Source organism: Pseudomonas sp. S44, from assembly GCF_016624805.1.
Classification (GTDB): domain Bacteria; phylum Pseudomonadota; class Gammaproteobacteria; order Pseudomonadales; family Pseudomonadaceae; genus Aquipseudomonas; species Aquipseudomonas machongensis.
Window position 1 is genome coordinate 13,570 of the sequence record NZ_JACVTY010000008.1, and the last position, 22,263, is coordinate 35,832.

General features: G+C 64.5%; 21 protein-coding genes. 8 read left to right on the top strand and 13 right to left on the bottom strand.

Annotated features, from left to right (window positions below; translation table 11 throughout):
- Position 1 precedes the first annotated feature (1 nt).
- Entirely contained in the window at positions 2 to 2,854 is a 2,853-nt protein-coding gene (gene ptsP, locus IAE40_RS08600) for a phosphoenolpyruvate--protein phosphotransferase (RefSeq protein ID WP_200603020.1), read from the bottom strand.
- A gap of 279 nt (positions 2,855 to 3,133) precedes the next feature.
- Here ptsP and cra point away from each other — a divergent pair, with 279 nt between their 5' ends.
- Together cra and IAE40_RS08610 are read left to right on the top strand one after the other, a co-directional pair.
- Positions 3,134 to 4,126, top strand: coding sequence for a catabolite repressor/activator (gene cra, locus IAE40_RS08605; protein WP_153774720.1), 993 nt, complete (start codon positions 3,134 to 3,136; stop codon positions 4,124 to 4,126).
- Positions 4,127 to 4,128: 2 nt separating this feature from the next.
- Positions 4,129 to 4,905 (top strand): TatD family hydrolase, encoded by a 777-nt coding sequence (locus IAE40_RS08610; protein WP_200603021.1) that lies wholly within the window; start codon positions 4,129 to 4,131, stop codon positions 4,903 to 4,905.
- A 12-nt stretch (positions 4,906 to 4,917) separates the two neighbouring features.
- On the opposite strand, the gene rimI is transcribed toward IAE40_RS08610, so the two are convergent.
- The gene (gene rimI, locus IAE40_RS08615; RefSeq protein ID WP_153774722.1) at positions 4,918 to 5,373 is read right to left on the bottom strand and encodes a ribosomal protein S18-alanine N-acetyltransferase; all 456 of its coding nucleotides are present in this window, start codon (positions 5,371 to 5,373) and stop codon (positions 4,918 to 4,920) included.
- Positions 5,370 to 6,164 (bottom strand): energy transducer TonB, encoded by a 795-nt coding sequence (locus IAE40_RS08620; RefSeq protein ID WP_153774723.1) that lies wholly within the window; start codon positions 6,162 to 6,164, stop codon positions 5,370 to 5,372. The genes rimI and IAE40_RS08620 overlap by 4 nt, the downstream gene beginning before the upstream one ends.
- 267 nt (positions 6,165 to 6,431) lie before the next feature.
- On the opposite strand from IAE40_RS08620, the gene mksB reads away from it, so the two are divergent.
- From mksB to mksF, 3 genes are read left to right on the top strand one after another with little or no spacing between them, the layout of a single operon-like run.
- The gene (gene mksB / locus IAE40_RS08625; protein WP_054892490.1) at positions 6,432 to 7,718 is read left to right on the top strand and encodes an Mks condensin complex protein MksB; all 1,287 of its coding nucleotides are present in this window, start codon (positions 6,432 to 6,434) and stop codon (positions 7,716 to 7,718) included.
- On the top strand, positions 7,708 to 8,415 hold the full coding sequence (gene mksE, locus IAE40_RS08630) for an Mks condensin complex protein MksE (RefSeq protein WP_054892489.1): 708 nt from the start codon (positions 7,708 to 7,710) through the stop codon (positions 8,413 to 8,415). Before mksB ends, mksE begins: the two co-directional genes overlap by 11 nt.
- On the top strand, positions 8,412 to 11,243 hold the full coding sequence (gene mksF / locus IAE40_RS08635; RefSeq protein ID WP_200603022.1) for an Mks condensin complex protein MksF: 2,832 nt from the start codon (positions 8,412 to 8,414) through the stop codon (positions 11,241 to 11,243). Before mksE ends, mksF begins: the two co-directional genes overlap by 4 nt.
- A 124-nt stretch (positions 11,244 to 11,367) precedes the next feature.
- Here mksF and IAE40_RS08640 read toward each other — a convergent pair whose 3' ends face one another.
- The 5 genes from IAE40_RS08640 to rplU all read right to left on the bottom strand — a co-directional run bounded on the left by IAE40_RS08640 (position 11,368) and on the right by rplU (position 15,197).
- Positions 11,368 to 11,829, bottom strand: coding sequence for a CreA family protein (locus IAE40_RS08640; protein ID WP_200603023.1), 462 nt, complete (start codon positions 11,827 to 11,829; stop codon positions 11,368 to 11,370).
- An 11-nt stretch (positions 11,830 to 11,840) separates the two neighbouring features.
- Positions 11,841 to 12,959: a glutamate 5-kinase gene (gene proB / locus IAE40_RS08645; protein ID WP_054892485.1), complete on the bottom strand. Its 1,119-nt coding sequence runs from the start codon at positions 12,957 to 12,959 to the stop codon at positions 11,841 to 11,843.
- A 216-nt stretch (positions 12,960 to 13,175) separates the two neighbouring features.
- Positions 13,176 to 14,399: an Obg family GTPase CgtA gene (gene cgtA / locus IAE40_RS08650; protein ID WP_054894071.1), complete on the bottom strand. Its 1,224-nt coding sequence runs from the start codon at positions 14,397 to 14,399 to the stop codon at positions 13,176 to 13,178.
- 187 nt (positions 14,400 to 14,586) lie between these two features.
- On the bottom strand, positions 14,587 to 14,844 hold the full coding sequence (rpmA, locus tag IAE40_RS08655) for a 50S ribosomal protein L27 (protein ID WP_029614211.1): 258 nt from the start codon (positions 14,842 to 14,844) through the stop codon (positions 14,587 to 14,589).
- Positions 14,845 to 14,882: 38 nt separating this feature from the next.
- Positions 14,883 to 15,197, bottom strand: a complete 315-nt coding sequence (gene rplU / locus IAE40_RS08660) for a 50S ribosomal protein L21 (protein WP_003247466.1) — start codon at positions 15,195 to 15,197, stop codon at positions 14,883 to 14,885.
- 244 nt (positions 15,198 to 15,441) lie between these two features.
- Here rplU and IAE40_RS08665 point away from each other — a divergent pair, with 244 nt between their 5' ends.
- The 3 genes from IAE40_RS08665 (at position 15,442) to IAE40_RS08675 (ending at position 17,317) form a co-directional block, all read left to right on the top strand.
- Positions 15,442 to 16,410 (top strand): polyprenyl synthetase family protein, encoded by a 969-nt coding sequence (locus IAE40_RS08665; RefSeq protein ID WP_200603024.1) that lies wholly within the window; start codon positions 15,442 to 15,444, stop codon positions 16,408 to 16,410.
- 173 nt (positions 16,411 to 16,583) lie between these two features.
- Positions 16,584 to 16,925, top strand: a complete 342-nt coding sequence (locus IAE40_RS08670; RefSeq protein WP_054894069.1) for a zinc ribbon domain-containing protein YjdM — start codon at positions 16,584 to 16,586, stop codon at positions 16,923 to 16,925.
- Positions 16,926 to 17,071: 146 nt separating this feature from the next.
- A complete protein-coding gene (locus tag IAE40_RS08675; RefSeq protein ID WP_054894068.1) occupies positions 17,072 to 17,317 on the top strand; it encodes a PA4570 family protein in 246 nt (81 codons plus the stop codon).
- 164 nt (positions 17,318 to 17,481) lie between these two features.
- Here IAE40_RS08675 and IAE40_RS08680 read toward each other — a convergent pair whose 3' ends face one another.
- The 5 genes from IAE40_RS08680 to IAE40_RS08700 all read right to left on the bottom strand — a co-directional run bounded on the left by IAE40_RS08680 (position 17,482) and on the right by IAE40_RS08700 (position 22,153).
- Entirely contained in the window at positions 17,482 to 18,099 is a 618-nt protein-coding gene (locus IAE40_RS08680) for an FKBP-type peptidyl-prolyl cis-trans isomerase (RefSeq protein WP_054894067.1), read from the bottom strand.
- Positions 18,100 to 18,185: 86 nt separating this feature from the next.
- Positions 18,186 to 18,491 carry a DUF6482 family protein gene (locus tag IAE40_RS08685; RefSeq protein ID WP_054894066.1) on the bottom strand — a complete coding sequence of 102 codons (306 nt, stop codon included), beginning with the start codon at positions 18,489 to 18,491 and terminating at the stop codon, positions 18,186 to 18,188.
- A 136-nt stretch (positions 18,492 to 18,627) separates the two neighbouring features.
- On the bottom strand, positions 18,628 to 19,116 hold the full coding sequence (locus tag IAE40_RS08690; RefSeq protein ID WP_003247486.1) for a TIGR00645 family protein: 489 nt from the start codon (positions 19,114 to 19,116) through the stop codon (positions 18,628 to 18,630).
- Between the two features lie 99 nt (positions 19,117 to 19,215).
- Complete coding sequence (locus tag IAE40_RS08695; RefSeq protein WP_054894064.1) at positions 19,216 to 19,554, bottom strand: PA4575 family protein; 339 nt, start codon at positions 19,552 to 19,554, stop codon at positions 19,216 to 19,218.
- Positions 19,555 to 19,714: 160 nt separating this feature from the next.
- The gene (locus IAE40_RS08700) at positions 19,715 to 22,153 is read right to left on the bottom strand and encodes a Lon protease family protein (protein WP_054894063.1); all 2,439 of its coding nucleotides are present in this window, start codon (positions 22,151 to 22,153) and stop codon (positions 19,715 to 19,717) included.
- Positions 22,154 to 22,263: the final 110 nt, after the last annotated feature.

Sequence of the window (22,263 nt, forward strand, 5' to 3'; positions counted from 1 at the left end):
TTCAGTCACGCTCCACCAGCGCCCGTACCGCCTCGGCGCTGTCCTGTTGCAGGGCCTCGCGCGCCAGGGCGCGGGCCGTCGAGTAATCGGCCTGGCGCACCAGGGCCTTGACTTCGGCGACACTGCGCGCCGCGACGCTCAGTTCGTCCACCGCCAGCCCCAGCAGCACTGGCACAGCCTGCGGATCGGCCGCCAGCTCACCGCACACGCCCACCCACTTGCCTTCGGCATGGGCGGCGCGCACGGTCATGTCGATCAGTTGCAGCACTGCCGGGTGCAGACCATCGGCCTGGGCCGACAGGCTCGGATGGCCGCGGTCGATGGCCAGGGCGTACTGGGTCAGGTCGTTGGTACCGATGCTGAAGAAGTCCACCTCCCGGGCAAGTTGCGGGGCCAGCAGCGCAGCCGACGGCACCTCGACCATGATCCCCACCTGCAGGTCATTGACCGGGATCTCCTCACGCAGCCGCTCGACCATGGCCTTGGCCGCGCGCCACTCGTGCATCTGGCCGACCATCGGGAACATGATCCGCAGTGGCCGGTCGTCGGCCGCCCGCAGCAAGGCGCGCAACTGCTCCTCCATGACCTGCGGACGCTGCAGGGTCAGGCGCACGCCACGTACGCCGAGGAAAGGGTTGTCTTCGTCGGCGATCGGCCAGTAGGGCAAGGGTTTGTCACCGCCCACGTCGAGGGTGCGCACCACCAGCGGGCGCCCCTGCAGGCCATCGAGCACGCGGCGATACTCCGCTTCCTGGGTGGCGACATCCGGCAGTTGCGGATGGGCCATGAAGATCAGTTCGGTGCGCAACAGGCCGACACCTTCGGCGCCAAGCTCCACCACCTTGTCGATGCCACTGCTGTCACCGATGTTGGCGAAGACTTCGACGGCATGGCCATCGCGGGTCACGGCCGGCTCGTGGCGATTCGCCCAGGCGGCCTGCAAACGCTGCTCACGCTGATCGCGTTCGGCCAACGCACGCTGCAGCTCATCGGCAGCTGGCGCAACGCTGACCTTGCCGCGCTGGCCGTCAAGCAACAGCGGCGTGCCCGCCTCCACCAGCAGGATCGCCGCCCCGACACCGACGACCGCCGGAATGCCCAGGGCGCGGGCGACGATGGCACTGTGTGCGGTGGCCCCTCCTTGCGCGGTCACGATGCCAGCAACCCGCTCCGGGTCGAGACGCGCCACATCGGACGGCCCGACTTCAGCCATCACCAGCACATAGGGCTGTTGCGGCTCGGCCTGCTCGGCGACGCCACACAGCTGCGCCAGCACCCGTCGGCCAATGTCGCGCAGGTCGGCGGCACGTTCGGCGAGCAACGCATCGCGCAGCGCCTCCTGCTGGCTGGCGGCCGCCTCGATCACCGCCATCCACGCCGCTGCGGCACTTTCGCCCTGGGCCAGGCGCAGATCCACCTCATCGCCCAGTGCCGGGTCGGCGAGCATCTCCTGGTGTGTGATGAAGATCTCACCGATGGCCTTGTCGCTGCGCTGCACCAGTGTCTGCAGCTCGGCGTCGACCGCCGCCAGGGCAGCACGCAGCCTGGCACGCTCCTGTGCACAGGATTCGCCGCGCAGCGGATAGTCGATCTGGCGCTCAATGCGCACATGGGCCGGCCCGCTGGCGATGCCTGGCGCTGCACCGACGCCCTGGACCTGGCTACCGGGCAGCGGCGCTTGCAAGGTTTCGCGCACCACCTCGGCGACCGGCAGGGCAAGCGCCGGCAACGGTTCGACGTCCTCGCCCAGGCCCTGTTCGATGGCTTCCAGCAACACCGGCAGGGCATCACTGGCGATGGCCGGCTCGGCGATCAGCTCCAGCTCCTGCCCACGCCGGGCCCCTAGTGAGAGCAGGCGACTCAGGCTTTTCACCGACACGCCGGGATGGCCGCTGTCGGTCAGGCGGATGCGGATTTCGCCCTCGAAGCCCTTGGCCAGTTGGGCCAGCACCTTCGCCGGGCGGGCATGCAGGCCATGGGGGTTGGCCAGTATCACGCGCACGCTGGGCCAGTCGGGCGGCGCCTCGCCGCCCAGCACCTGCAACACATCGCGGCTGCTGGTGGCCTGGTAGAGGGTCTGCCCGCGCCCTTCGATCAGCACCTGACAGAGGCGCTCGAGCAACGCCTGGTGCGCAGCACCAAGGCTGGCCAGGCAGAACAGACCATTCAAGGGCTGATCGCGATGCCGCAGGGGCTGCTGCGGGGTCACGAACGCCAGGCCCGGCTGCAGCACCTCGCGCTCGCTGTGCAACCACCACAATCCCTCTCCCAGCGGAAGTGGCTCGGCCTGCTGCAACAGCGCTGCGAAACCACTGTCCACGCAGCCGCCACGCTGTAGCAGGCGCGCACCGCGCCAGGCCAGTTCAGCGAAGTCTTCGGCGGGCAGGTTCAGACCGATCAGTTGTGCATCCAGCGCCAGTTCGCGCGGCGCCCCCTGCAACAGCTTGAGCAGTGCGTCGGCAGAGCTGGCGCGGCGCAGCGCCTCGGCCAGGTCGGTTTCACCCAGGGCGCGCGTCAGCAGTTGCAACAGGCGCAGGTGTTCGTCAGAGCGTGCGGCGATGCCGATCGCCAGGTAGACGATATGCCCGTCGCCCCAGTCCACCCCTTCGGGAAACTGCAACAGCCGAACACCGGTGGCAAACACCAGGTCGCGGGTCTGCGGGGTACCGTGGGGGATGGCGATGCCTTGGCCGAGAAAGGTCGAGCCCTGCGCCTCGCGCGCCTCAAGGCCCTGTAGGTAACCCTCGGCGACCAGACCGTCGCTGACCAGCCGATCGGCCAGCAAGCGCAGTGCCGCCGCTTTATCGCTGGCGACCTGGCCCATGGCTATCTGCTCTCTCGCGAGCTCGAGCATGACCTTCTCCTTTTGCAGTACCCGTCGCTCGGGACTGAGGTTATTGTTGTGGGATTCAACGCGTTTTTTCACCCGCGGGCTCAGGGGCAGTTCCCGTTCAATCGGATGCTGAAACGTTTAATCTGACCAGGCGGCCACGTTACTCGATAATCTGCGTAGGAAAAAGCCCCAGTTTGTCGGAACAATTGCGACAATGGTCGCCTGCACTTGGACACAATTCTGAGTAAGACTACCCGATCAGGCGCCCCTGGCCGCCCCGGTAATAACAAGGAAAATGCGGTGAAACTCAGCGATATCGCACGTCTGGCCGGTGTTTCCGTGACCACTGCCAGCTACGTCATCAATGGCAAGGCCGAACAGCAGCGCATCAGCAACGCCACCGTCGAGCGAGTGCGCGCGGTGGTCGAGGCCCACGACTTCACGCCCAACCCCCAGGCGGCGGGCCTGCGCAGCCGGCACACACGCACCCTCGGTTTCATCCTCCCGGACCTGGAAAACCCCAGCTACGCACGCATCGCCAAGCAGCTCGAACAAGGCGCGCGCGCCCGTGGCTACCAGTTGCTGATCGCCAGCAGCGATGACCAGCCCGAAAGCGAACGCCAGCTGCAGCAGTTGTTCCGCGCTCGCCGCTGCGATGCGTTGTTCGTCGCCAGTTGCCTGCCGCCGGAAGATGACAGCTATCGCGAAATGCAGAGCAAGGGCCTGCCAGTGATTGCCATTGACCGTCGCCTCGACCCCGCGCACTTCTGCTCGGTGATCAGCGACGATCGCGAGGCCAGCCGCCAACTCACCGAAAGCCTGCTGGGCAGCAAGCCTCGCAGCATCGCCCTGATCGGTGCGCGTCCGGAGCTGTCGGTCAGCCAGGCCCGCGCCGGAGGATTCGACGAGGCCCTGCAGCGTTTTGATGGCGAAGTTCGCCGTTACGAAGGCGACGCCTTCAGCCGCGCCTGTGGCCAGCGCCTGATGGAAACGCTGATCGACGAGCTCGGCGACCTGCCCGATGCCCTGGTGACGACCTCCTATGTGTTGCTGCAAGGCGTCTTCGATGCCCTGCAAGCCCGTGCCAGCGAGCCACGCGAGCTGCAACTGGGCACCTTCGGCGACAACCAGTTGCTCGACTTCCTGCCGCTGCCGGTCAACGCCATGGCCCAACAACACGGCCAGATCGCCGCCACCGCACTGGAGCTGGCCCTGGCCGCTATCGAGCAGAAGACCTACGCCCCCGGCGTACACGCCGTGGCGCGAACCTTCAAGCAGCGCATCTCGGCCTGAACATGCGCCTGATCGACACCCACACCCACCTGGATTTCCCCGACTTCGACGCCGACCGCGAGCGCCTCCTGGCCAACGCCGCGGCGCTGGGGGTCGAGCGCATGGTGGTACTGGGGGTGGATCAGGGCAACTGGCAGCGAGTCTGGGACCTGGCCTGCAGCGACACACGCCTGCCAGCCGCCCTCGGCCTGCACCCGGTGTACCTCGAGCAGCATCAGCCCGAACACCTGGCGCAACTGCGTGCGTGGCTCGAACGCCTGCGGGGCGACCCGCGCCTGTGTGCGGTCGGCGAGTTCGGCCTGGACTATTACCTGCCCGAGCTCGACAAGGCACGCCAGCAGGCCTTGTTCGAAGCGCAATTGCAGATGGCCTGCGACTTCGAATTGCCTGCGCTGCTGCACGTACGCCGCAGCCATGCCCAGGTGATCGCCACGCTCAAGCGCTACAAGCCCGTACGCGCAGGCATCATCCACGCCTTCGCCGGCAGCTACGAAGAAGCACGCGAATACATCAAGCTCGGATTCAAATTGGGCCTGGGAGGCGCCGGCACCTGGCCGCAAGCCTTGCGCCTACGCAAGACCTTGCCGCGCTTGCCACTTGAGAGCGTGGTACTGGAAACCGACGCGCCAGACATGCCGCCGGTGATGCACCCCGGTGCGCGCAACAGCCCCGAACATCTGCCCGATATCGCCCGGGCGCTGGCCGAGATCATGGGCGTGGAGTGCACCGCGCTGGCCGCGGCCAGTACGCGCAACGCTTGTGAGCTGTTCGGCTGGTAGCCGTGCAGGCGGTCACTCTTCGAACAGGGTGCAGGCCATCACCAGGGCGTCTTCACGTCCGCCAGCGGCCGGGTAGTAATCCCGACGCCGACCGATTTCGTTGAATCCGTAGCGTTCGTACAAACGATAGGCCGACTGGTTGCTGGCACGTACTTCCAGGAAACACTCGCGCCCATTGAGCTGCCAGGCCCGCGCCATCAGGTGGTCGAGCAGCCGCAAACCCAGGCCGCGCCCCTGGTTTTCTGGCTTGACCGTGATGTTGAGCAGGTGCGCTTCGTCGATGATCACGTTGATCACGCCATGCCCGACCTGTTGCTGGCCGTCGAACATCAGCCACACTTCGTAGGACTTGAGCGCATCCTGGAAGATCCCGCGGGTCCAGGGGTGGCTGAAGGCGGCATATTCGATCTTCAGCACGCTATCCAGATCCGCCTCGGTCATCGGGCGGAAACTGATCGAGTCACTCATTCAACGCTCTTCCAGCGCGCCATCAGCTGGCGCATCGCTTTCCAGACGTCCGCCTTGCGTTGCGGCTCGTCCATCAACAGTTCAAGACCCGGCAACACCCAGACATCGCCCAGGCCATCGATCTTCAGTGCTTGGTAGTAGGCCTGGGCATCGGCGTCGCCGGCAAAACGCACCGCTGGCAGGCCGATCAGCCACAGGCAGGTGCAGGGGGCCTCTTCGAGGCGGGCCTGGATGAAACCCTGGACGAAATCACGCGCTGCCTCCGGCCCCTGCTCCATGTTGCCGCGCACGAACAGCGGCCAGCGCACCGGCTCGCCGATGATCTGCGGCGCGTCCGGCAGGCCGGCGGCGCGCAGCATGTCCTTGAGCAACAGGTAAGAAGGGTCGCGGCTCTGGAACGGCTGGCCGGTGGCGAGTTCCACCAGCAACAGGCACGTGCCGGCACGCAGCAGCTGCAGGGCGAAACGCGGCGGCGGCACCGGGGCTGGGCGTGCGGCCTTGGGGGCTTCCTCTTCGCGCTCGACCGGCTTGGCAACGGGCTTGGGTGTGCTGCCGGGGCGTGGGATCTCGATTTTCGGGCGTTCGCCGGAGCGGGCATGGGTCGGCGCCGCTTCGCCCTGCGCAGGCGCCTGGCGCACAGGCTGCGCCTCGACATCCAGATCCTCGACCGGCGCCACCGGCAACAGCAGCTCGGGGCGCGAAGGTGCGGCGAACGGCAGTTCGGCACGCGGCAGCCAGTGCACCACTTGCATGGCGGAAAGGTAGGCGCGGCGGCGGGGTTCGGTCAGCAAGGCTCGAGTATCCGGGGGTTTGGTTCAGTCGGGCATTCTAACGCTGTTGGCGGCGGCGTGCCGCAACAGGCTGGCGGAAATTTATTGCCTCTGTCGGCCTCTTCGCGGGCAAGCCCGCTCCCACGGGGCAGGCGCTGTATCTGTAGGAGCGGGCTTGCCCGCGAAGAGGCTGGCACAGATCAACGCAAATCCCGGACCAAGGGGTGAAATCCTCCCCCCCGTATGCAGTACAATCGCCCCTTTTATTTGGCAAGAGTCGACCCGCCAATGATCGAACCCAAGCGCGTCCTGCGCGCCCTAGCCGAACACTGGGCCCTGATCGAGCCGCTGTGCGAGCGCTTCGACCAGGGCACCCTGAGCCTGGTCGAGCTGCGTCAGCAACTGGCCCGCCAGCAGGTGGAGAGCACGCCGCAGGACATCACCCAGCTGCTCGACGTGTGGATTCGCCTGGATATCCTGGTCCCGGTGGCCAAGAGCCCGAACCGCTTCGAGCTCAACGCGCAGATCCACGACTTCCTCGCCTACCTGCGTCGCGAGCACCGCCTGGGCCTGTGCCTGGAGATCGAAGCCTACCTGCGCCACCTCGAGCGCCTCGCCGGGCACATCCAGGACGCCTTCGACAACCGCGACAGCGACGACCTGGCGCGCCAGTTACGCCTGCTCGACATGCGCGTGCGCGATGTGCTGAAGAAGCTCGACAACGACGAACAGGCGCTGGTCGCGGTGGCCGAACGGGCCAAGACCAGCAACCGCCAGATCCCGCTGCGCCAGCGCTACGCCGAAGTGCTGGCGACCTGGGACGAATACGTCGAGCCGATGATCCAGCTGGTCAACGCCGACGGTGCCTTCGAGCAGGGCGTACGCAAGGTCGAGACCGTGCTGCTGCGCCTGTTGGGCGAGCAGGCGCGCCTCGGCCACTTGGTCGATGACGACATGCTGCTGCGCACCCACGCGCGCATCCTCGAGATGCAGACCAGCGCACAGCTCACCCTGCGCCACGCGCGCGAGCTGCTGCTGCCACTGCGCGAGGAAGCGCGCCGGCACAACGCCGTCACCCGCGGCGCGGCACTGGCGCTGTCGGTGATCCGCAAGAAAGGCATCGATGCCGTGCCGCAGGCGGCCATGCCGATGTTCACCCGCCCGCAGAGCACCTTCCTCGGCAGCGCCAGCCAGGTCGAGGCCTATGTCTATGCCCTGGCCCGCTTCGAGCCCAAGCCTGCGCGCTTCCCCAAGGCGCACAAGACCCACAAGGGCCCGCTGCCACGCGCGCCGCGTACGGTCAAGGAAATGCTCGAGCGCTGCGAAGACGCCCTGCCGCTGCCTGACCTGATGGTCTGGCTGCTGGAGCAGGAACCCGAAGGCGCCACCGACGAGTTGCTGTACTGGTTCTCGCGCCTCTCGCGCGAGAAGCGCTTCAGCCGCGAGCGCCTGCAGCGCCAGGACTACACCACCCGCGAACACCTGGTCAGCCTGCGTTCCTTCGCCCTGACATCCAGCCGCGAACAACAACCGGCAGCCACCGAATCCACCGCGAGCCCAGCCAATGCATCTTGATCTTTCCGAACTGTCCCAGCTCGCGCCGATCTTCCGCGAGCTGTTCAAGGGCTTCCACGTCAGCCGCCGCGACCCGGAACTGTACGCCCAACTGTCGAACTTCCAGGACCAGTACCGCACCCTGTTCAAGGCGCTCGGTTTCGAGTTGGTCTGCGACACCCGTGGCTTCTACTACTTCGTCCCCGAACAGGCCGCCGCGCAGGTCAACAAGACCGCCCAGCGCCTGTCGCTGTTCACCTTCATCCTGGTCGAGCACCTGGCCGACCAGGGCCGCGACCCGATGGCCGTGCTCGACGGCGGCAGCATCGGCCGCGACGAGTTGCCCTCGCTGCTGGAGAAATACCGCGACCTGTTCCTGCAGGCCGAAGTGCAGACGGTCGAGGAGCTCGAAGAGAAGATCCTGCGCCGCATGACCCAGCTGGGCTTCGCCCATGAAGAAGGCGGCATCTACCGCTTCCTGCCGCCGATGCACCGCTTCCTCGATGTGTGCCTGTCGGTCCAGCAGGACCGCGACCTGGCCGCCACCCTGCACAGCGACCTGCCGCTGCCGGTCCCGGTGCTGGTCGAGGAAGAAACCCCGGAACAACTCAACCGCACCGACGATCCGCTCGACCTCACCCCCTTCGAGGGCGAAGAGAGCGAAGAGGACGCCCTGGCCCGGGCCATCCGCGAAGAGCAACAGGAGATTGACGCATGAGCCAGGAACGCTACGGCATTCGCCGCTTCGCACTGCTCAACACCGCCGGCTACAGCCTCGGCCTGTTCCCGCTGGAACATCCGCTGTCGGTCTATGGCGCGAACAACCTGGGTAAATCGGCATCGATCAACGCCCTGCAATTCCCGATCCTGGCGCGCATGTCGGACATGAGCTTCGGCAAGTACAGCCTGGAGCAGTCGCGGCGTTTCTACTTCGCCAGCGACACCAGCTACATCCTCTGCGAACTGAACCTGCCCCACGGCCCGCACGTGATCGGCGTGGTCGGGCGCGGCCCGGGCGGCGGCTTCGGCCACCAGTTCTTCGCCTACCAGGGTGAGCTGGACCTGGCTCACTACCAGAAAGACGACACCTGCCTGCGCCAGAAAGAGCTGTTCACCAACCTCGAGCGCAACGGCCTCAAGGCCTACGAACTCAAGCCGGACGAACTGCGCCGGCTGCTGGTCGGCGGCCACACCTCGGTGCCGCTGGACCTCACCCTGATCCCGCTGCGCTCGACCAGCGAGCAGAGCCTGAAGACCTTCCGCGCACTGTTCATCAACCTGCTGCACATGCGCGAGATCACTGCCGCCAAGCTCAAGCAGCTGTTCCTGGATGCCTTCGAGCACAGCCTGCGCTCGGGCAGCGTCGACTACATTGCGGCTTGTGAAGAAGCCTTCCGCGACGTGCGCCGCATGGAGCAGGACTACAACGCCCTGGTCGCTGCCGGCCCGCTGGTCGAAGCACTTGCCGGCGGCGTGGCCCAGCGCGACATCCTGCGCGGCAAGCTGCACCGTCTCTCCCCCCTGCTCGACAGCCTGCTCGGCACCTGGCAGGACTACGCCATAGCGCGCAAGGAAGAGCTGGTGATCCAGGCCGAGCACTACCGCGCCGAGCAGGATGGCTTGCAGAACGACCAGCGTGGCGGCACCCAGGAGCTGATGCGCCTGGAACGCGAGATCACCGGCATCCAGCGCTGGCTCGGCGAGCTGTCGGTGCTCAAGCACCGCTTCGCCCTGGTCGATGACGTCAAGGTCCTGGAGCAGCAACTGCTCGCCGCCAAGGACGCCCACGACGAGCTGGCCGGCGCCCTGGCGCAGTCGCGCCAGTTCTCCGCCGAAGACCTCGACGAGCGCGTGCGCGACCTCGAAAAACGCGTCAAAGCGGTCAAGCAGCAGCTCGAACACGCCGACAACAACAGCTACGCACGCCTGCGCGAAGAGTTCTCGCAACAGGACGTCGACCGCCTGATGCGCCTGTTCAACGGCGCGCTGTTCAGCCTGCCGCTGGGTGATCGGGGCATCGAACTGGACGACAGCGACCTGTGGGTCAAGACGCTTGAAGGCGTGCTCGACAGATTCAAGGGCGAGCGCTTCGAAGTGCCGGGCCTGTCCATCGACCTGTCGCACATCGAGCCGCCAGCGCTGCAGGCACTGGCCGACCGTGCGGCCCTGCGCGACCAGAAAGAACGCCTGGAAAAGGAGCTCAAGCAGCTCAAGACCCAGCAGGCCGTGGCCCTGGACCGCGCCGCGAGCAAGGCCCAGACCGAGGCGCTGTACCAGCAGGTGCTGGATGCGCAGAAGGCCCTTGAGGACTTCCGCCGCACGGAGACCCTGAGCGCCGAAGAGCCAGAGAAGATGGAGCAACTGGCGCAGTTCGAAGCCGCCCAGGACGAGCTCAAGCGCTCCAGCGACGCCTTCACCGAACGCGTCCAGCAGTTGTCGGCCAAGCTGCAACTGGTCGGCCGCCAGATCGCCGACATGGAAGCCAAGCAGCGCACCCTGGACGATGCCCTGCGCCGCCGCCAGCTGTTGCCGGCCGACCTGCCGTTCGGCACGCCGTTCATGGAGCCGGTCGACGACTCGATGGACAACCTGCTGCCGCTGCTCAACGACTACCAGGACAGCTGGCAGGCGCTGCAGCGCGTCGACAACCAGATCGAGGCGCTGTACGCCCAGGTGCGCCTGAAAGGTGTGGCCAAGTTCGACAGCGAAGACGACATGGAACGTCGCCTGATGCTGCTGATCAACGCCTACTCGCACCGCACCGAGGAAGCTCTCACCCTGGCCAAGGCGCGCCGCGCGGCGGTCACCGACATCGCCCGGACCCTGCGCAACATCCGCAGCGACTACGACAGCCTCGAGCACCAGCTGGCGCTGTTCAACCGCGAGATCAACAAGCGCCAGGTGTCCAACCTGGAGAGCTTCCGCGTGGTGCTGGCGCCGAACAAGGAAGCGCTCAAGCACATCGACCAGATCATCCACAGTGCCGGCCAGTACGAGGAAGGCGAAACGCTGTCGGTGTTCGATCTCACGCAGAGCGCCGAGCAGGATCACAAGAACGAAGAGGCCAAGGAGTACCTGGCGCGGCTGGTGGCGGCCAATCACAACCAGCTGGGCCTGAAAGACCTGTTCGAGCTGGCCTTCGAGATCACCAAGATCAACAGCCAGCCGGTGATCCACGCCGACATCGACGGCGCCGCATCCAACGGCACCACCATGACCATCAAGGCGCTGACCAACATGTACCTGTTGCTGCACCTGATGGACCGCGACCTGGCCGGGCGCATCCGCCTGCCCTACTACCTCGACGAAGCGGCGGACATCGACGAACGCAACCAGGCGGCGCTGCTGGAGACCAGTCAGCAACTGGGCTTCGTGCCGATTCTGGCGAGCGTGAAGCCGCAGGTGTCGGCGCGCGTGGCGATCGACCTGGAAGGCGGCAGCGGGCCGAACGGGATCTACATCGACGAGGCGGACTGGAAGTACATCAGCCGCCGGGATGAAGTGAAGGCGATCGTGCGTGAGGATCAGGCCGAAGAGCTGGCCTGAGGCAACCGCGGCCCATTCCTGTAGGAGCGGGCTTGCCCCGCGATAGGGCCCGACTTGGCAACCTCGCCGCCAGGTCGGGCCCTATCGCGGGGCAAGCCCGCTCCCACAGGGGGAGCTGCGTCGTTTATTGGGCATGCGCCCAAGGCAGGATCGGAATCGCCGTCACCGCATTCTGCGGGCTACCTTCGACTATCCGGTCGCTGTACACCAGGTACACCAGCGTATTGCGCTTCTTGTCGAGAAAACGCACCACCTGCATGGTCTTGAACACCAGCGAGGTGCGCTCCTTGAACACCTCCTCGCCATCCTTGAGCTCACCCTTGAAGTTGATCGGCCCAACCTGACGGCAGGCGATCGATGCCTCTGCGCGGTCCTCCGCCAACCCCAACCCACCCTTCACGCCGCCGGTCTTGGCTCGCGACAGGTAGCAGGTCACACCTTCGACCTTGGGATCGTCAAACGCCTCGACCACGATGCGGTCGTTGGGCCCAAGGAACTTGAACACGGTGGACACCTGGCCGATTTCCTCGGCGTCGGCCAGCATCGGCAGCATCAGCGCTGCCACGGCAAACATCCTTTTCAGCATGGGCGTCTCCTTCAGACCAGGACCAGATTGTCGCGGTGCACCAGCTCGGGCTCGGCGCTGTAGCCCAGCAGGCTTTCGATGGCGTCCGACGGCTGACCGATGATCTTCTGCGCCTCCAGGGCGCTGTAGTTGGCCAGGCCACGGGCCACTTCCAGGCCATCGGGTCCGACGCAGACCACCATCTCGCCACGGCGGAAGCTGCCCTGCACAGTCTTCACGCCGACCGGCAACAGGCTCTTGTTCGATTCGCGCAGGGCCTTCACAGCGCCAGCATCGAGCACCAGGGTGCCGCGGGTCTGCAGGTGGCCAGCCAGCCACTGCTTGCGCGCAGCGAGCATGCCGCGCTCAGGCGACAGCAAGGTGCCCAGGCGCTCGCCGGCCTTCAGGCGGTCCAGTACACGCTCGATACGGCCACCGATGATGATGGTATGGGCACCGGAGCGCGCAGCCAGGCGTGCGGCACGCAGCTTGGTCTGCATGCCACCGCGCCCCAGGGCGCCACCGGTACCGCCCGCCACGGCGTCGAGCGACGGATCGTCGGCGCGGGCTTCATAGATCAGTTGGGCTTCAGGGTTGTTGCGCGGGTCGGCGTCGAACATGCCGTCGCGGTCGGTGAGGATCACCAGCAGGTCGGCCTCGACCAGGTTGGCCACCAGCGCGGCCAGGGTGTCGTTGTCGCCGAAACGGATCTCATCGGTGACCACGGTATCGTTCTCGTTGATCACCGGCACCACGCCCAGGTCGACCAGGGTGCGCAGGGTGCTGCGGGCATTGAGGTAGCGCTTGCGGTCGGAGAGGTCGTCGTGGGTCAGGAGGATCTGCGCGGTGTGCTTGCCGTGCTCGCCGAAGCTCGACTCCCAGGCCTGCACCAGGCGCATCTGGCCGAGCGAGGCGGCCGCCTGCAGCTCGTTCATCGCACTCGGTCGCGTGGTCCAGCCCAGCTGGCTCATGCCTGCGGCCACGGCCCCGGAGGAGACCAATACCAGTTCCACGCCCGCTTCACGCAGTGCGACCATCTGCTCGACCCAGACCGCCATCGCACCACGGTCGAGGCCCTTGCCATCGGCGGTCAGCAGCGCACTGCCGATCTTCACGACCCAGCGCTTGGCGCCCGTCACCTTGCTTCGCATCTTCTCTTCCAACCTATGTCGAATCTGTAGATACCAAAACGCCGCTCATTTGAGCGGCGTACCGTGAGAGGGTGTTGAGGCCATCGCGGGACAAGCCCGCTCCCATTAAGGATCGCAGCGGACCTGTGGGAGCGGGCTCGTCCCGCGATGGGCTCAACGCCCAAGCCTGATCACGGCACACTGCTCGAAGAGCGGCGTCCAGTGTACTGCAACCGGTCAGTCGCGCACGTAAATGATTTCCGGGCCGTCCTCGTCGTCCTCGAAGTCATCCCAGTCGTCATCGTCGCCGATGTCGTGGACGCTCTTGACGCCGGTACGACGCAGGGTACGAGCGTCGTCCAGGGCCTGCAGCTGGGCACGGGCCTCGTCTTCGATGCGCTGGTCGAGTTCGTTGAGCTCGGCGGCGTAGGCCGGGTCGTTGGCCAGGCGGTCGGCGCGGTCTTCGAGGAAGCGCATCAGGTCGTGGCTGAGCTTCTCGGTGCCCTGCTTGGAGATGGCCGAGATCACGTAGACCGGGCCATCCCAGTTCAGGCGATCAACGACTTCCTTCACACGCTCGTCACGCTCGTCTTCCATCAGCATGTCGGCCTTGTTCAGCACCAGCCAGCGCTCGCGATCGACCAGCGCCGGGCTGAACTGCGCCAGCTCGTTGATGATCACTTCGGCGGCATCGGCCGGGCTGCTTTCGTCCAACGGCGCGAGGTCGACCAGGTGCAGCAGCACACGGGTACGGGCCAGGTGCTTGAGGAAGCGGATACCCAGACCGGCACCTTCGGAGGCGCCCTCGATCAAGCCGGGAATGTCGGCGATGACGAAGCTCTTCCAGCGGTCGACGCTGACCACGCCCAGGTTCGGCACCAGGGTGGTGAACGGATAGTCGGCCACCTTCGGCTTGGCGGCAGAGACGGCGCGAATGAAGGTGCTCTTGCCGGCGTTCGGCAAGCCCAGCAGGCCGACGTCGGCCAGCACTTTCAATTCCATCTTCAGGTCGCGCTGGTCGCCTGGTTTGCCAGGAGTGGTCTGACGCGGCGCACGGTTGGTACTCGACTTGAAACGGGTGTTGCCCAGGCCGTGCCAGCCGCCCTGGGCGACCATCAGCTTCTGACCCGGGGTGATCAGGTCGCCGATGACTTCCTGGGTGGAGGCATCGATCACCGTGGTGCCGACCGGCACGCGCAGGAACAGGTCCTCGCCCTTCTTGCCGGTGCAATCGGTGCTGCCGCCATTCTGGCCGCGCTGGGCCTCGTGGTGGCGGGTGTAGCGGTAGTCGACCAGGGTGTTGAGGTTCTCGTCGGCCACCATGTACACCGAGCCGCCGTCGCCACCGTCACCGCCGTTGGGACCACCGTTCTCGATGAATTTTTCGCGGCGGAAGCTCATGCAACCGTTACCGCCGTCACCGGCTTTTACCCGGATCGATACTTCGTCAACAAACTTCATTCAAAACCGCCTCTCGTCGGACGACGAGCTGAAAACCAGAAAACCCTGAGGCTCTTGCAAAAATGAGCGCGGCGGCCCCGTATCATCAGAAACCAACGCCGGCAGCCCAGACAAACAGCTTTGCAAGAGGCTCACCACAAACGAAAAAGCCCCGTCGCATGACGGGGCTTCTGGAGCGACGTCGCGATTAAGCGGCGACGATGCTCACGTAACGGCGGTTGAACTCGCCTTTCTTCTCGAACTTGATCACGCCGTCGATCTTGGCGAACAAGGTGTGATCCTTGCCCATGCCAACGCCGTAGCCAGCGTGGAATTCGGTGCCGCGCTGACGGACGATGATGTTGCCCGGCTTGATAACCTGGCCGCCATACATCTTCACGCCAAGGCGTTTCGATTCTGAGTCGCGACCGTTACGAGTACTACCACCAGCCTTCTTGTGAGCCATGGTTCAATTCTCCAAATAAATTCAGGGGACCTAGGGGATTAAGCCTGGATACCGGTGATTTTGATCTCGGTGAACCACTGGCGGTGGCCCATGCGCTTCATGTGGTGCTTACGACGACGGAACTTGATGATACGAACCTTGTCGTGGCGGCCTTGCGAAACAACTTCGGCCACTACTTTGGCGCCAGCAACGACTGGAGCACCGATGGTGACTTCTTCACCGTTGGCGACCAGCAGAACGCGATCGAAAGTCACGGATTCGCCAGTGGCGACTTCCAGTTTTTCGATCTTGAGGAATTCACCTTCAGCGACTTTGTACTGCTTGCCGCCGGTAACGATTACTGCGTAGGACATTTTGAATCTCCGATAATCCTGCTCACCCAGCGCTTTATATGATGAGTATTGGCTGGCATGGCTGCACGAGGCTGGAACGGCCCGGTGCAATTGCGTAAGGCAGGTGCTGCCCAGGAAGTTAGGGTGCGCGATTGTACGCAACCCGGTAAAGCCTTGCAAGTACCGGCCCCGCAGCGCAGGCAGTGCGCCTTGACACACCGGGACCCGCGACCTAGCATGCCGCGCAACCTCAATGGAGCAGCCGATGCAACCCCAATCCTTCTACCGCGCGGTAGCTGACGATTTCAGCGCCGTCGACGAGATCATCAAGAAGCAGCTGACCTCGCGCGTGCCGCTGGTATCGAAGATCGGCGACTATATCACATCCGCTGGTGGCAAGCGCCTGCGCCCATTGCTGGTGCTGCTGTGTGGCAAGGCCCTGGGCCGTGAAGGCGACGACCTGCGCCTGCTGGCCGCGACCATCGAATTCCTGCACACCGCCACCCTGCTGCACGACGATGTGGTCGACATGTCCGGCATGCGCCGCGGCCGCTCCACTGCCAATGCCCTGTGGGGTAACGCCCCCAGCGTGCTGGTCGGCGACTTCCTCTATTCGCGCTCGTTCGAAATGATGGTCGAACTGGGCTCGATGTCGGTCATGCAGATCCTGTCCAAGGCCACCCGGGTGATCGCCGAGGGTGAAGTGCTGCAGCTGTCGCGCGTGCGTGATGCCAGCACCACCGAAGAGGTGTACATGGACGTCATCCGCGGCAAGACCGCCATGCTCTTCGAAGCCTCGACCCACAGCGCCGCAGCGCTGGCCGGCGCCAGCGACGAACAGCGCGAGGCCCTGCGCACCTTCGGCGACCACCTGGGCGTGGCCTTCCAGCTGGTCGACGACCTGCTCGACTACAAGGGCGACTCCGAAACCCTGGGCAAGAACGTCGGCGACGACCTGGCCGAAGGCAAGCCCACCCTGCCACTGATCTACACCATGCGCGAAGGCACACCAGAGCAGGCGGCGCTGGTGCGCCAGGCCATCCAGAAGGGCGGCCTGGAAGACCTCGAGCAGATCCGCATTGCCGTCGAAGCCTCCGGCGCACTCGACTACACCGCACGGATGGCCCGCGACTACGTCGCCCGCGCCATCGCCTGCCTGGAAGTGCTGCCAGCAAGCGAATACCGTGATGCACTGGTCGAGCTGAGCGAGTTTGCGGTCGCGCGTACGCACTGATAGATCGAGTCGTCTTCATTCGCGGGCAAGCCCGCTCCCACAAAGGACCTGATGTACTTGGGTCCTGTGGGAGCGGGCTTGCCCGCGAATGCTCTGGTGCGGACAAAAAACATTTTCGCCGCAAAACCTTATACAATGTGCGCCTTTAACTCTCTGTACACCAAGGAACCGAAGTGAGCACTCTGCCGCCCTGCCCCGCCTGCAACTCCGAATACACCTACGAGGATGGCACCCAACTGATCTGCCCCGAATGCGCCCACGAGTGGTCGGCCAGCGGCGACGCCGAGACGGCCAGCGATGACGTGGTGAAAAAAGATTCGGTCGGCAACGTCCTGCAGGATGGCGACACCGTCACCGTGATCAAGGACCTCAAGGTCAAGGGCTCGTCGCTGGTGGTCAAGGTCGGCACCAAGGTCAAGAACATCCGCCTGTGCGACGGCGACCACGATATCGACTGCAAGATCGACGGCATCGGCGCGATGAAACTCAAGTCCGAGTTCGTGCGCAAGGTCTGAGGCTATTTGCAGGGCTGCCCTCGGGTGGCCCTGACAGATCCTGCAACGGGATCATCTGCACCCTTCGGCAGAATTAATCCAATAGTCACTTGCTATTTTGATAATAAGAATTATTCTCATTGGAACGCTTTCCAAGGAGAATAGCCATGACCTACCTGATCGACGCCTGGCTCGACCGCCCCCATCCCTACCTGCGCATCCTCCATCGCGAGACCGGCGAAGTCTGTGCCGTACTCGAGGAAGAAGCACTCGACGAACTGCGTGACCAGGGCGACCTGGACCTCAACGGCCTGAACTCGAGTGAGCCTGGAGTACTGAAGGAGCTGGTGAGGAATCTGTTTCTGTTCTGCTATGCGCGGGCGTTGCGCCCAGGGGGAACGGATTGGAATTGAGGCCGGCATTACCGGCCTCTTCGCGGGACCAGCCTGCTCCCAGAGGGATTGGGCTGGTCTTTAGATTTTGAACAAGACAGCCGCTCCCACCAGTAAACCTGCGCATTAGAGCCTGCAGGGCACATGTGGGAGCGGGCTGGTCCCGCGATGAAGACAACGCAGTCTTACAGAACGTCGAGCAGCTCGACGTCGAACACCAGCACGCTGTGCGGCGGGATGCTACCAACGCCTTGCGCGCCATAGGCCAGCTCGCTCGGCACGTACAGGCGCCATTTGCTGCCAGCGTTCATCAGTTGCAGCGCTTCGGTCCAACCAGCGATCACGCCACCTACCGGGAATTCGGCAGGCTGGCCGCGCTCGTATGAGCTGTCGAACACGGTGCCGTCGATCAGGGTGCCGTGGTAGTGGGTACGCACGTTGTCTTCGCGGCTCGGCTTGGCGCCGCTACCAGCGGTCAGCACTTCGAACTGCAGGCCCGAAGCCAGGGTGGTGATGCCGTCACGCTTGGCATTCTCGACCAGGAAGGCCTTGCCCTCGGCGGCAGCAGCTTCGGCTTTGGCGGCAGCTTCGGCCTGCATCACTTCGCGGATAACCTTGAAGCTGGCAGACAGGTCGGCTTCGCTGACACGGCTGTCGGCACCGTTGAAGGCGTCGGTCAGGCCAGCGAGAATCGCTTCCAGGTTCACGCCTGGTGGTGGGTTGTCGCGCAGCTGGCCGCCCAGCTGACGGCCGATGCCGTAGCTGACGCGGGATTCGTCGGTGGACAGGTTGAGTTCGGACATTGGCTTGCTCCGCTTAAGGGCGCACTGCATCCGCGCCCTTGGTCAAAAGGGCAAGCAGCCTAGCACACTGGGGCCGCGCGAAGCAGCTACCAGGCCGAACGCTGGGATATCGGGACCTTGAGGTCTTCCTCCGGGTGGCTGCCCATCCCGCACATCTCATCCTGCACCGACCAGTGCACCAGGTTCATCGACAGCATGGGCAGGGCTTGCAGGAGCAAGCGAGCATCTTCGACCGAGTGCACCCGCAGGCGCTCGCCACGGGGATCGTTCAACGGATGGGCATGACCCTTGATCCGGGCCTCGAGCAGGTAATCGCCGCCTTCGATGGCGATCAGGTTGAGTTCATCGACGTGGCCGGCCCTGGCCTCGGTATTGAGCTGATGCAGGTTCATGGATGCACCTCGCTGTGGGAAGCCCACATGAGTGCTCATTTTTTGTACAGAAGCCGGGATTAGACAAGGGGCCACTCGTCGGTCGGAAGCACGTCGCCCTTCTCGCGGGCGAACTCGCGAGAAGGGCGACACCGACTCAATGCTTGGTCAGCTTGTCCAGATAGCCCATGCAGAAGGCCGAGACCACGAAGGTCATGTGGATGATCACGTACCACATCAGGTAGTCGGTGGAGATGTTCTGCGCATCCATGAACACGCGCAGCAGGTGGATCGAGGAAATGGCCACGATTGACGCCGCAACCTTCATCTTCAGCGAAGAAGAGTCCATCTTGCCCAGCCAGTTGAGCTTCTCCTTGCTCTCGTCGATGTCCAGTTGCGAGACGAAGTTCTCGTAGCCGGAGATCATCACCATCACCAACAGGCCGCCGACCAGCGACATGTCGATCAGCGACAGGATCACCAGGATCAGGTCCGCTTCGCTCAGCGCGAAGACGTTGGGCAGGACGTGGACCACTTCCTGGAAGAACTTCAGCGCCAGCGCCAGCAAGCCCAGCGACAGGCCGAAATAGATGGGTGCGAGCAGCCAGCGAGAGGCATACATCGCGTTTTCGAGAATACGTTCCATGGAGGATAGGGACTCATGAGATGACTGGAAAAGCGTGCGCGAGTATAGCCAGCCATCAATGACAGCAAAAGTCTGCGGCGGGTTGCCGCAGAGTCCTCTTCAATTATCCGGACGGAACTGGTAGTCCCCGATATTGCGGCAACGTTCTCCGTTGATCCGCCGCAATTGCGCCTGCAGGTGCAGGCACCAGATCTGCGGGTCTTCAGCCACCTGGTAGCCGTGCAGGGTCAAGCTGTCGACAACGGCGTTCATCACCGATTCGGCCACCATCGGCCCATGAAACGGCCCTTGTGCCTTGATCGCCGAAGGCTGTTCACCGGACATGCCGGCGGCAAACAGCAAGGTCCACATGCCGTTGTCGCCGGCCAGCGGACGGATGCTGCACTCGATGCGGGTCACCAGGCCAAGGCACTGGCGGGTGAGGCTGAGGTTGCGCATGGCGGCGTCCCCTCTGAGAAGCCTTGTTCAGCCTGCAAGACAGGCTGTTTCCATCCTGAACCCTGAAAACTCCTTAAGTTCCAGCATAGATGACAGGTGGGCATTGCTGGAAAACCGGCGCTGAACGGTAGCACTTGGCCGCCAGCGCCAGTTTATTGACTCAGGCCGGCTTGGCCTGGGCCACCATCTCCTCCAGCCGTTCCTTCTCGGCCTCCTTGATCTCTTCCTCGCTGATCATCTCGGCGATGACCCGCAGACGCTCGACCACCCGCGCGTTGACGCTGCCTTCAGGGAATTCGCCCTTCTCGTCCGGCGTCCCGGCATCCTCGCCCACCAGCAGGCTCAGCGCTTCATCGGCCTGGCTCACCGCATAGACATGGAAGCGCCCGGCTTCGACCGCCTGCAGCACGCGCTCGTCGAGCATCAGCGTGGCAACGTTGGCGCGCGGGATGATCACCCCTTGCTCGCCAGTCAGGCCACGCGCTTCGCACAGGCGGAAGAAACCTTCGATCTTCTCGTTGACCCCGCCCACCGCTTGCACTTCGCCGAACTGGTTGATCGAACCGGTGATGGCGAAGCACTGCTTGAGCGGCGTGCGCGACAACGCCGAGATCAACGTACAGGCCTCGCCAAGCGAGGCACTGTCGCCATCCACATAGCCATAGGACTGTTCCAGGGCAATGCTCGCCGAGATCGCCAGGGGGAATTCCTGGGCGTAGCGGCTGCCCAGGTACCCGGTGAGGATCATCACGCCTTTGGAGTGGATCGGCTGGCCGAGGTTGACCTCACGCTCGATGTCGACGATGCCGCTACCACCCGGGTAGACCGTGGCGGAGATCCGCGCAGGCATGCCAAATGCCGAATCGCCGACCTCCAGTACCGTCAGGCCGTTGCACTTGCCGATGGCAGCGCCTTCGCTGTCGATCAGGATGATGCCGGCGAGCATGTCATCGAGCACCCGCTGCGACACCCGCCCGGTGCGGGTCGCCTTGGCCTTGAGCGCACGCTCGATGTGGCCTGCGTCGGTCATCTCGTCGTTGGCCAACTGGCGGATGAAGTCAGCCTCGCTGACCAGCTGGAACAGGTCGCCGATACGCGCCGAGAGCCGCGACTGGTTCTCTGCCAGGCGCGCGCTGAAGGTCGCCAGGCGCGCCACGGCATCGCTGGTCAGCGGCGCCATGCCCTCTTCATTGGTACGCGTACGCAGCAGCTGGGCGAACTGCTCGAGGTTCTCGTCGACCATCGGCATGTCTTCGTCGAAGTCGACCAGGACGCGGAACATCTCCTGGAAGTCCGAATCGTGGTCCTGCAGCGCGTAGTAGAGCTGACGCGAGCCGATGATCACCAGCTTGACGTTGAGCGGGATCATCTGCGGCGTCAGGGTGACGGTGGCGATGCGACCCAGCTCGCCCAGCGGCGACTCCATTTTCAGCTTGCGCGACTGCAGCGCGCGCTTGAGTGCATCCCAGACGAAGGGCTCGCCCAGCATTTTTTCCGCTTCCAGGATCAGGAAGCCGCCATTGGCGCGGTGCAATGCACCGGGACGCAGCTGGCGGTAGGAAGTGGAAAGCGCGCCCTGGTCAGTGCTGTACTCGATGCGACCGAACAGGTTGTCGTAGGTCGGGTGCGGCTCGAACACCACCGGCGCGCCGCCATTGACCGGATGCCCCACCACCAGGCTTGGCGCGTACTGCTCTTCGAGCATCTTGCGCGCCACCGCGTCGGTCTTGGCATCGTCGACCAGTTGCTCGACCACGGTGCGCAGCAGGTTCAACTGCACCGACTGCAGGTAGGCGCACACCGCAGCGTTCTCGGCGTACTTCTCCGACAGAGGGGCCAGTAGCGGTTGCAGGGCCAGGGTGATGGTTTCTTCGTTCAGTTCGCGCAGCTGATTGTTCGACTCGCGCTTCCACTGCGGCAGGCTGGACAGCTCCTCGTTGAGACGCTCCTCCAGCTCGGCGATGTCTTCGTGGAACTGCTCGCGGACCTCTTCAGGCAACTGGGCGAACTCGGCCTCATCCAGCGCCTTGCCGTCGGCCATGGGGGTGAAGGCGACATTGCTGGCGTCGCGGTACAGCGCCACGTCCTTTTCCAGCGACGCGCGTTCGATCACATCCAGGGCACGGTCGTAGCGCTGGTTGAAGGCGCGATCGATGGCGCCCTTCTTCTGCTGGTAGGACGGGTGCTCGAACACCGCCGGGAAGGTCGCCAGCAGGTTGCCGATCAAACCGTTCATATCGGCGATGAACTCGCCAGCAGTGCCTGCCGGCAACTCCAGCGCACGCGGCTCGCGGGTGTCTTCGAAATTATTGACGTAGACCCGGTCAGCCGGGGTCTGCTGGCGCTTGCCCTCGGCCTTGAGGTAGCGCTTGACGAAGGAGAAGCGGCCGGTGCCCGGCTCGCCCATCACATAGACGTTGTAGCCAGGGCGTGGCATGGCCACGCCGAACTGCAGGGCCTCGACGGCACGCTCCTGGCCCAGTACTCCGCGAAACGGCTCCAGATCATCGGTGTTGGTGAAGGCAAACTGCTCGGGGGAAAAACGCCGGGTCAGGGCTTCGGGCGCGAGACGCAGGCGCGCAGCAACAGGATCGGGCATTGGGTTTCCTTACTTCGGCGGGGCGGATACGCAGCATTCTGGCGCCGGGGGCGCGCGCCTTGCAAGGCTCCGCGGGACTTTATGTCGCAGGCGTTAAAAAGGTTTGTCCA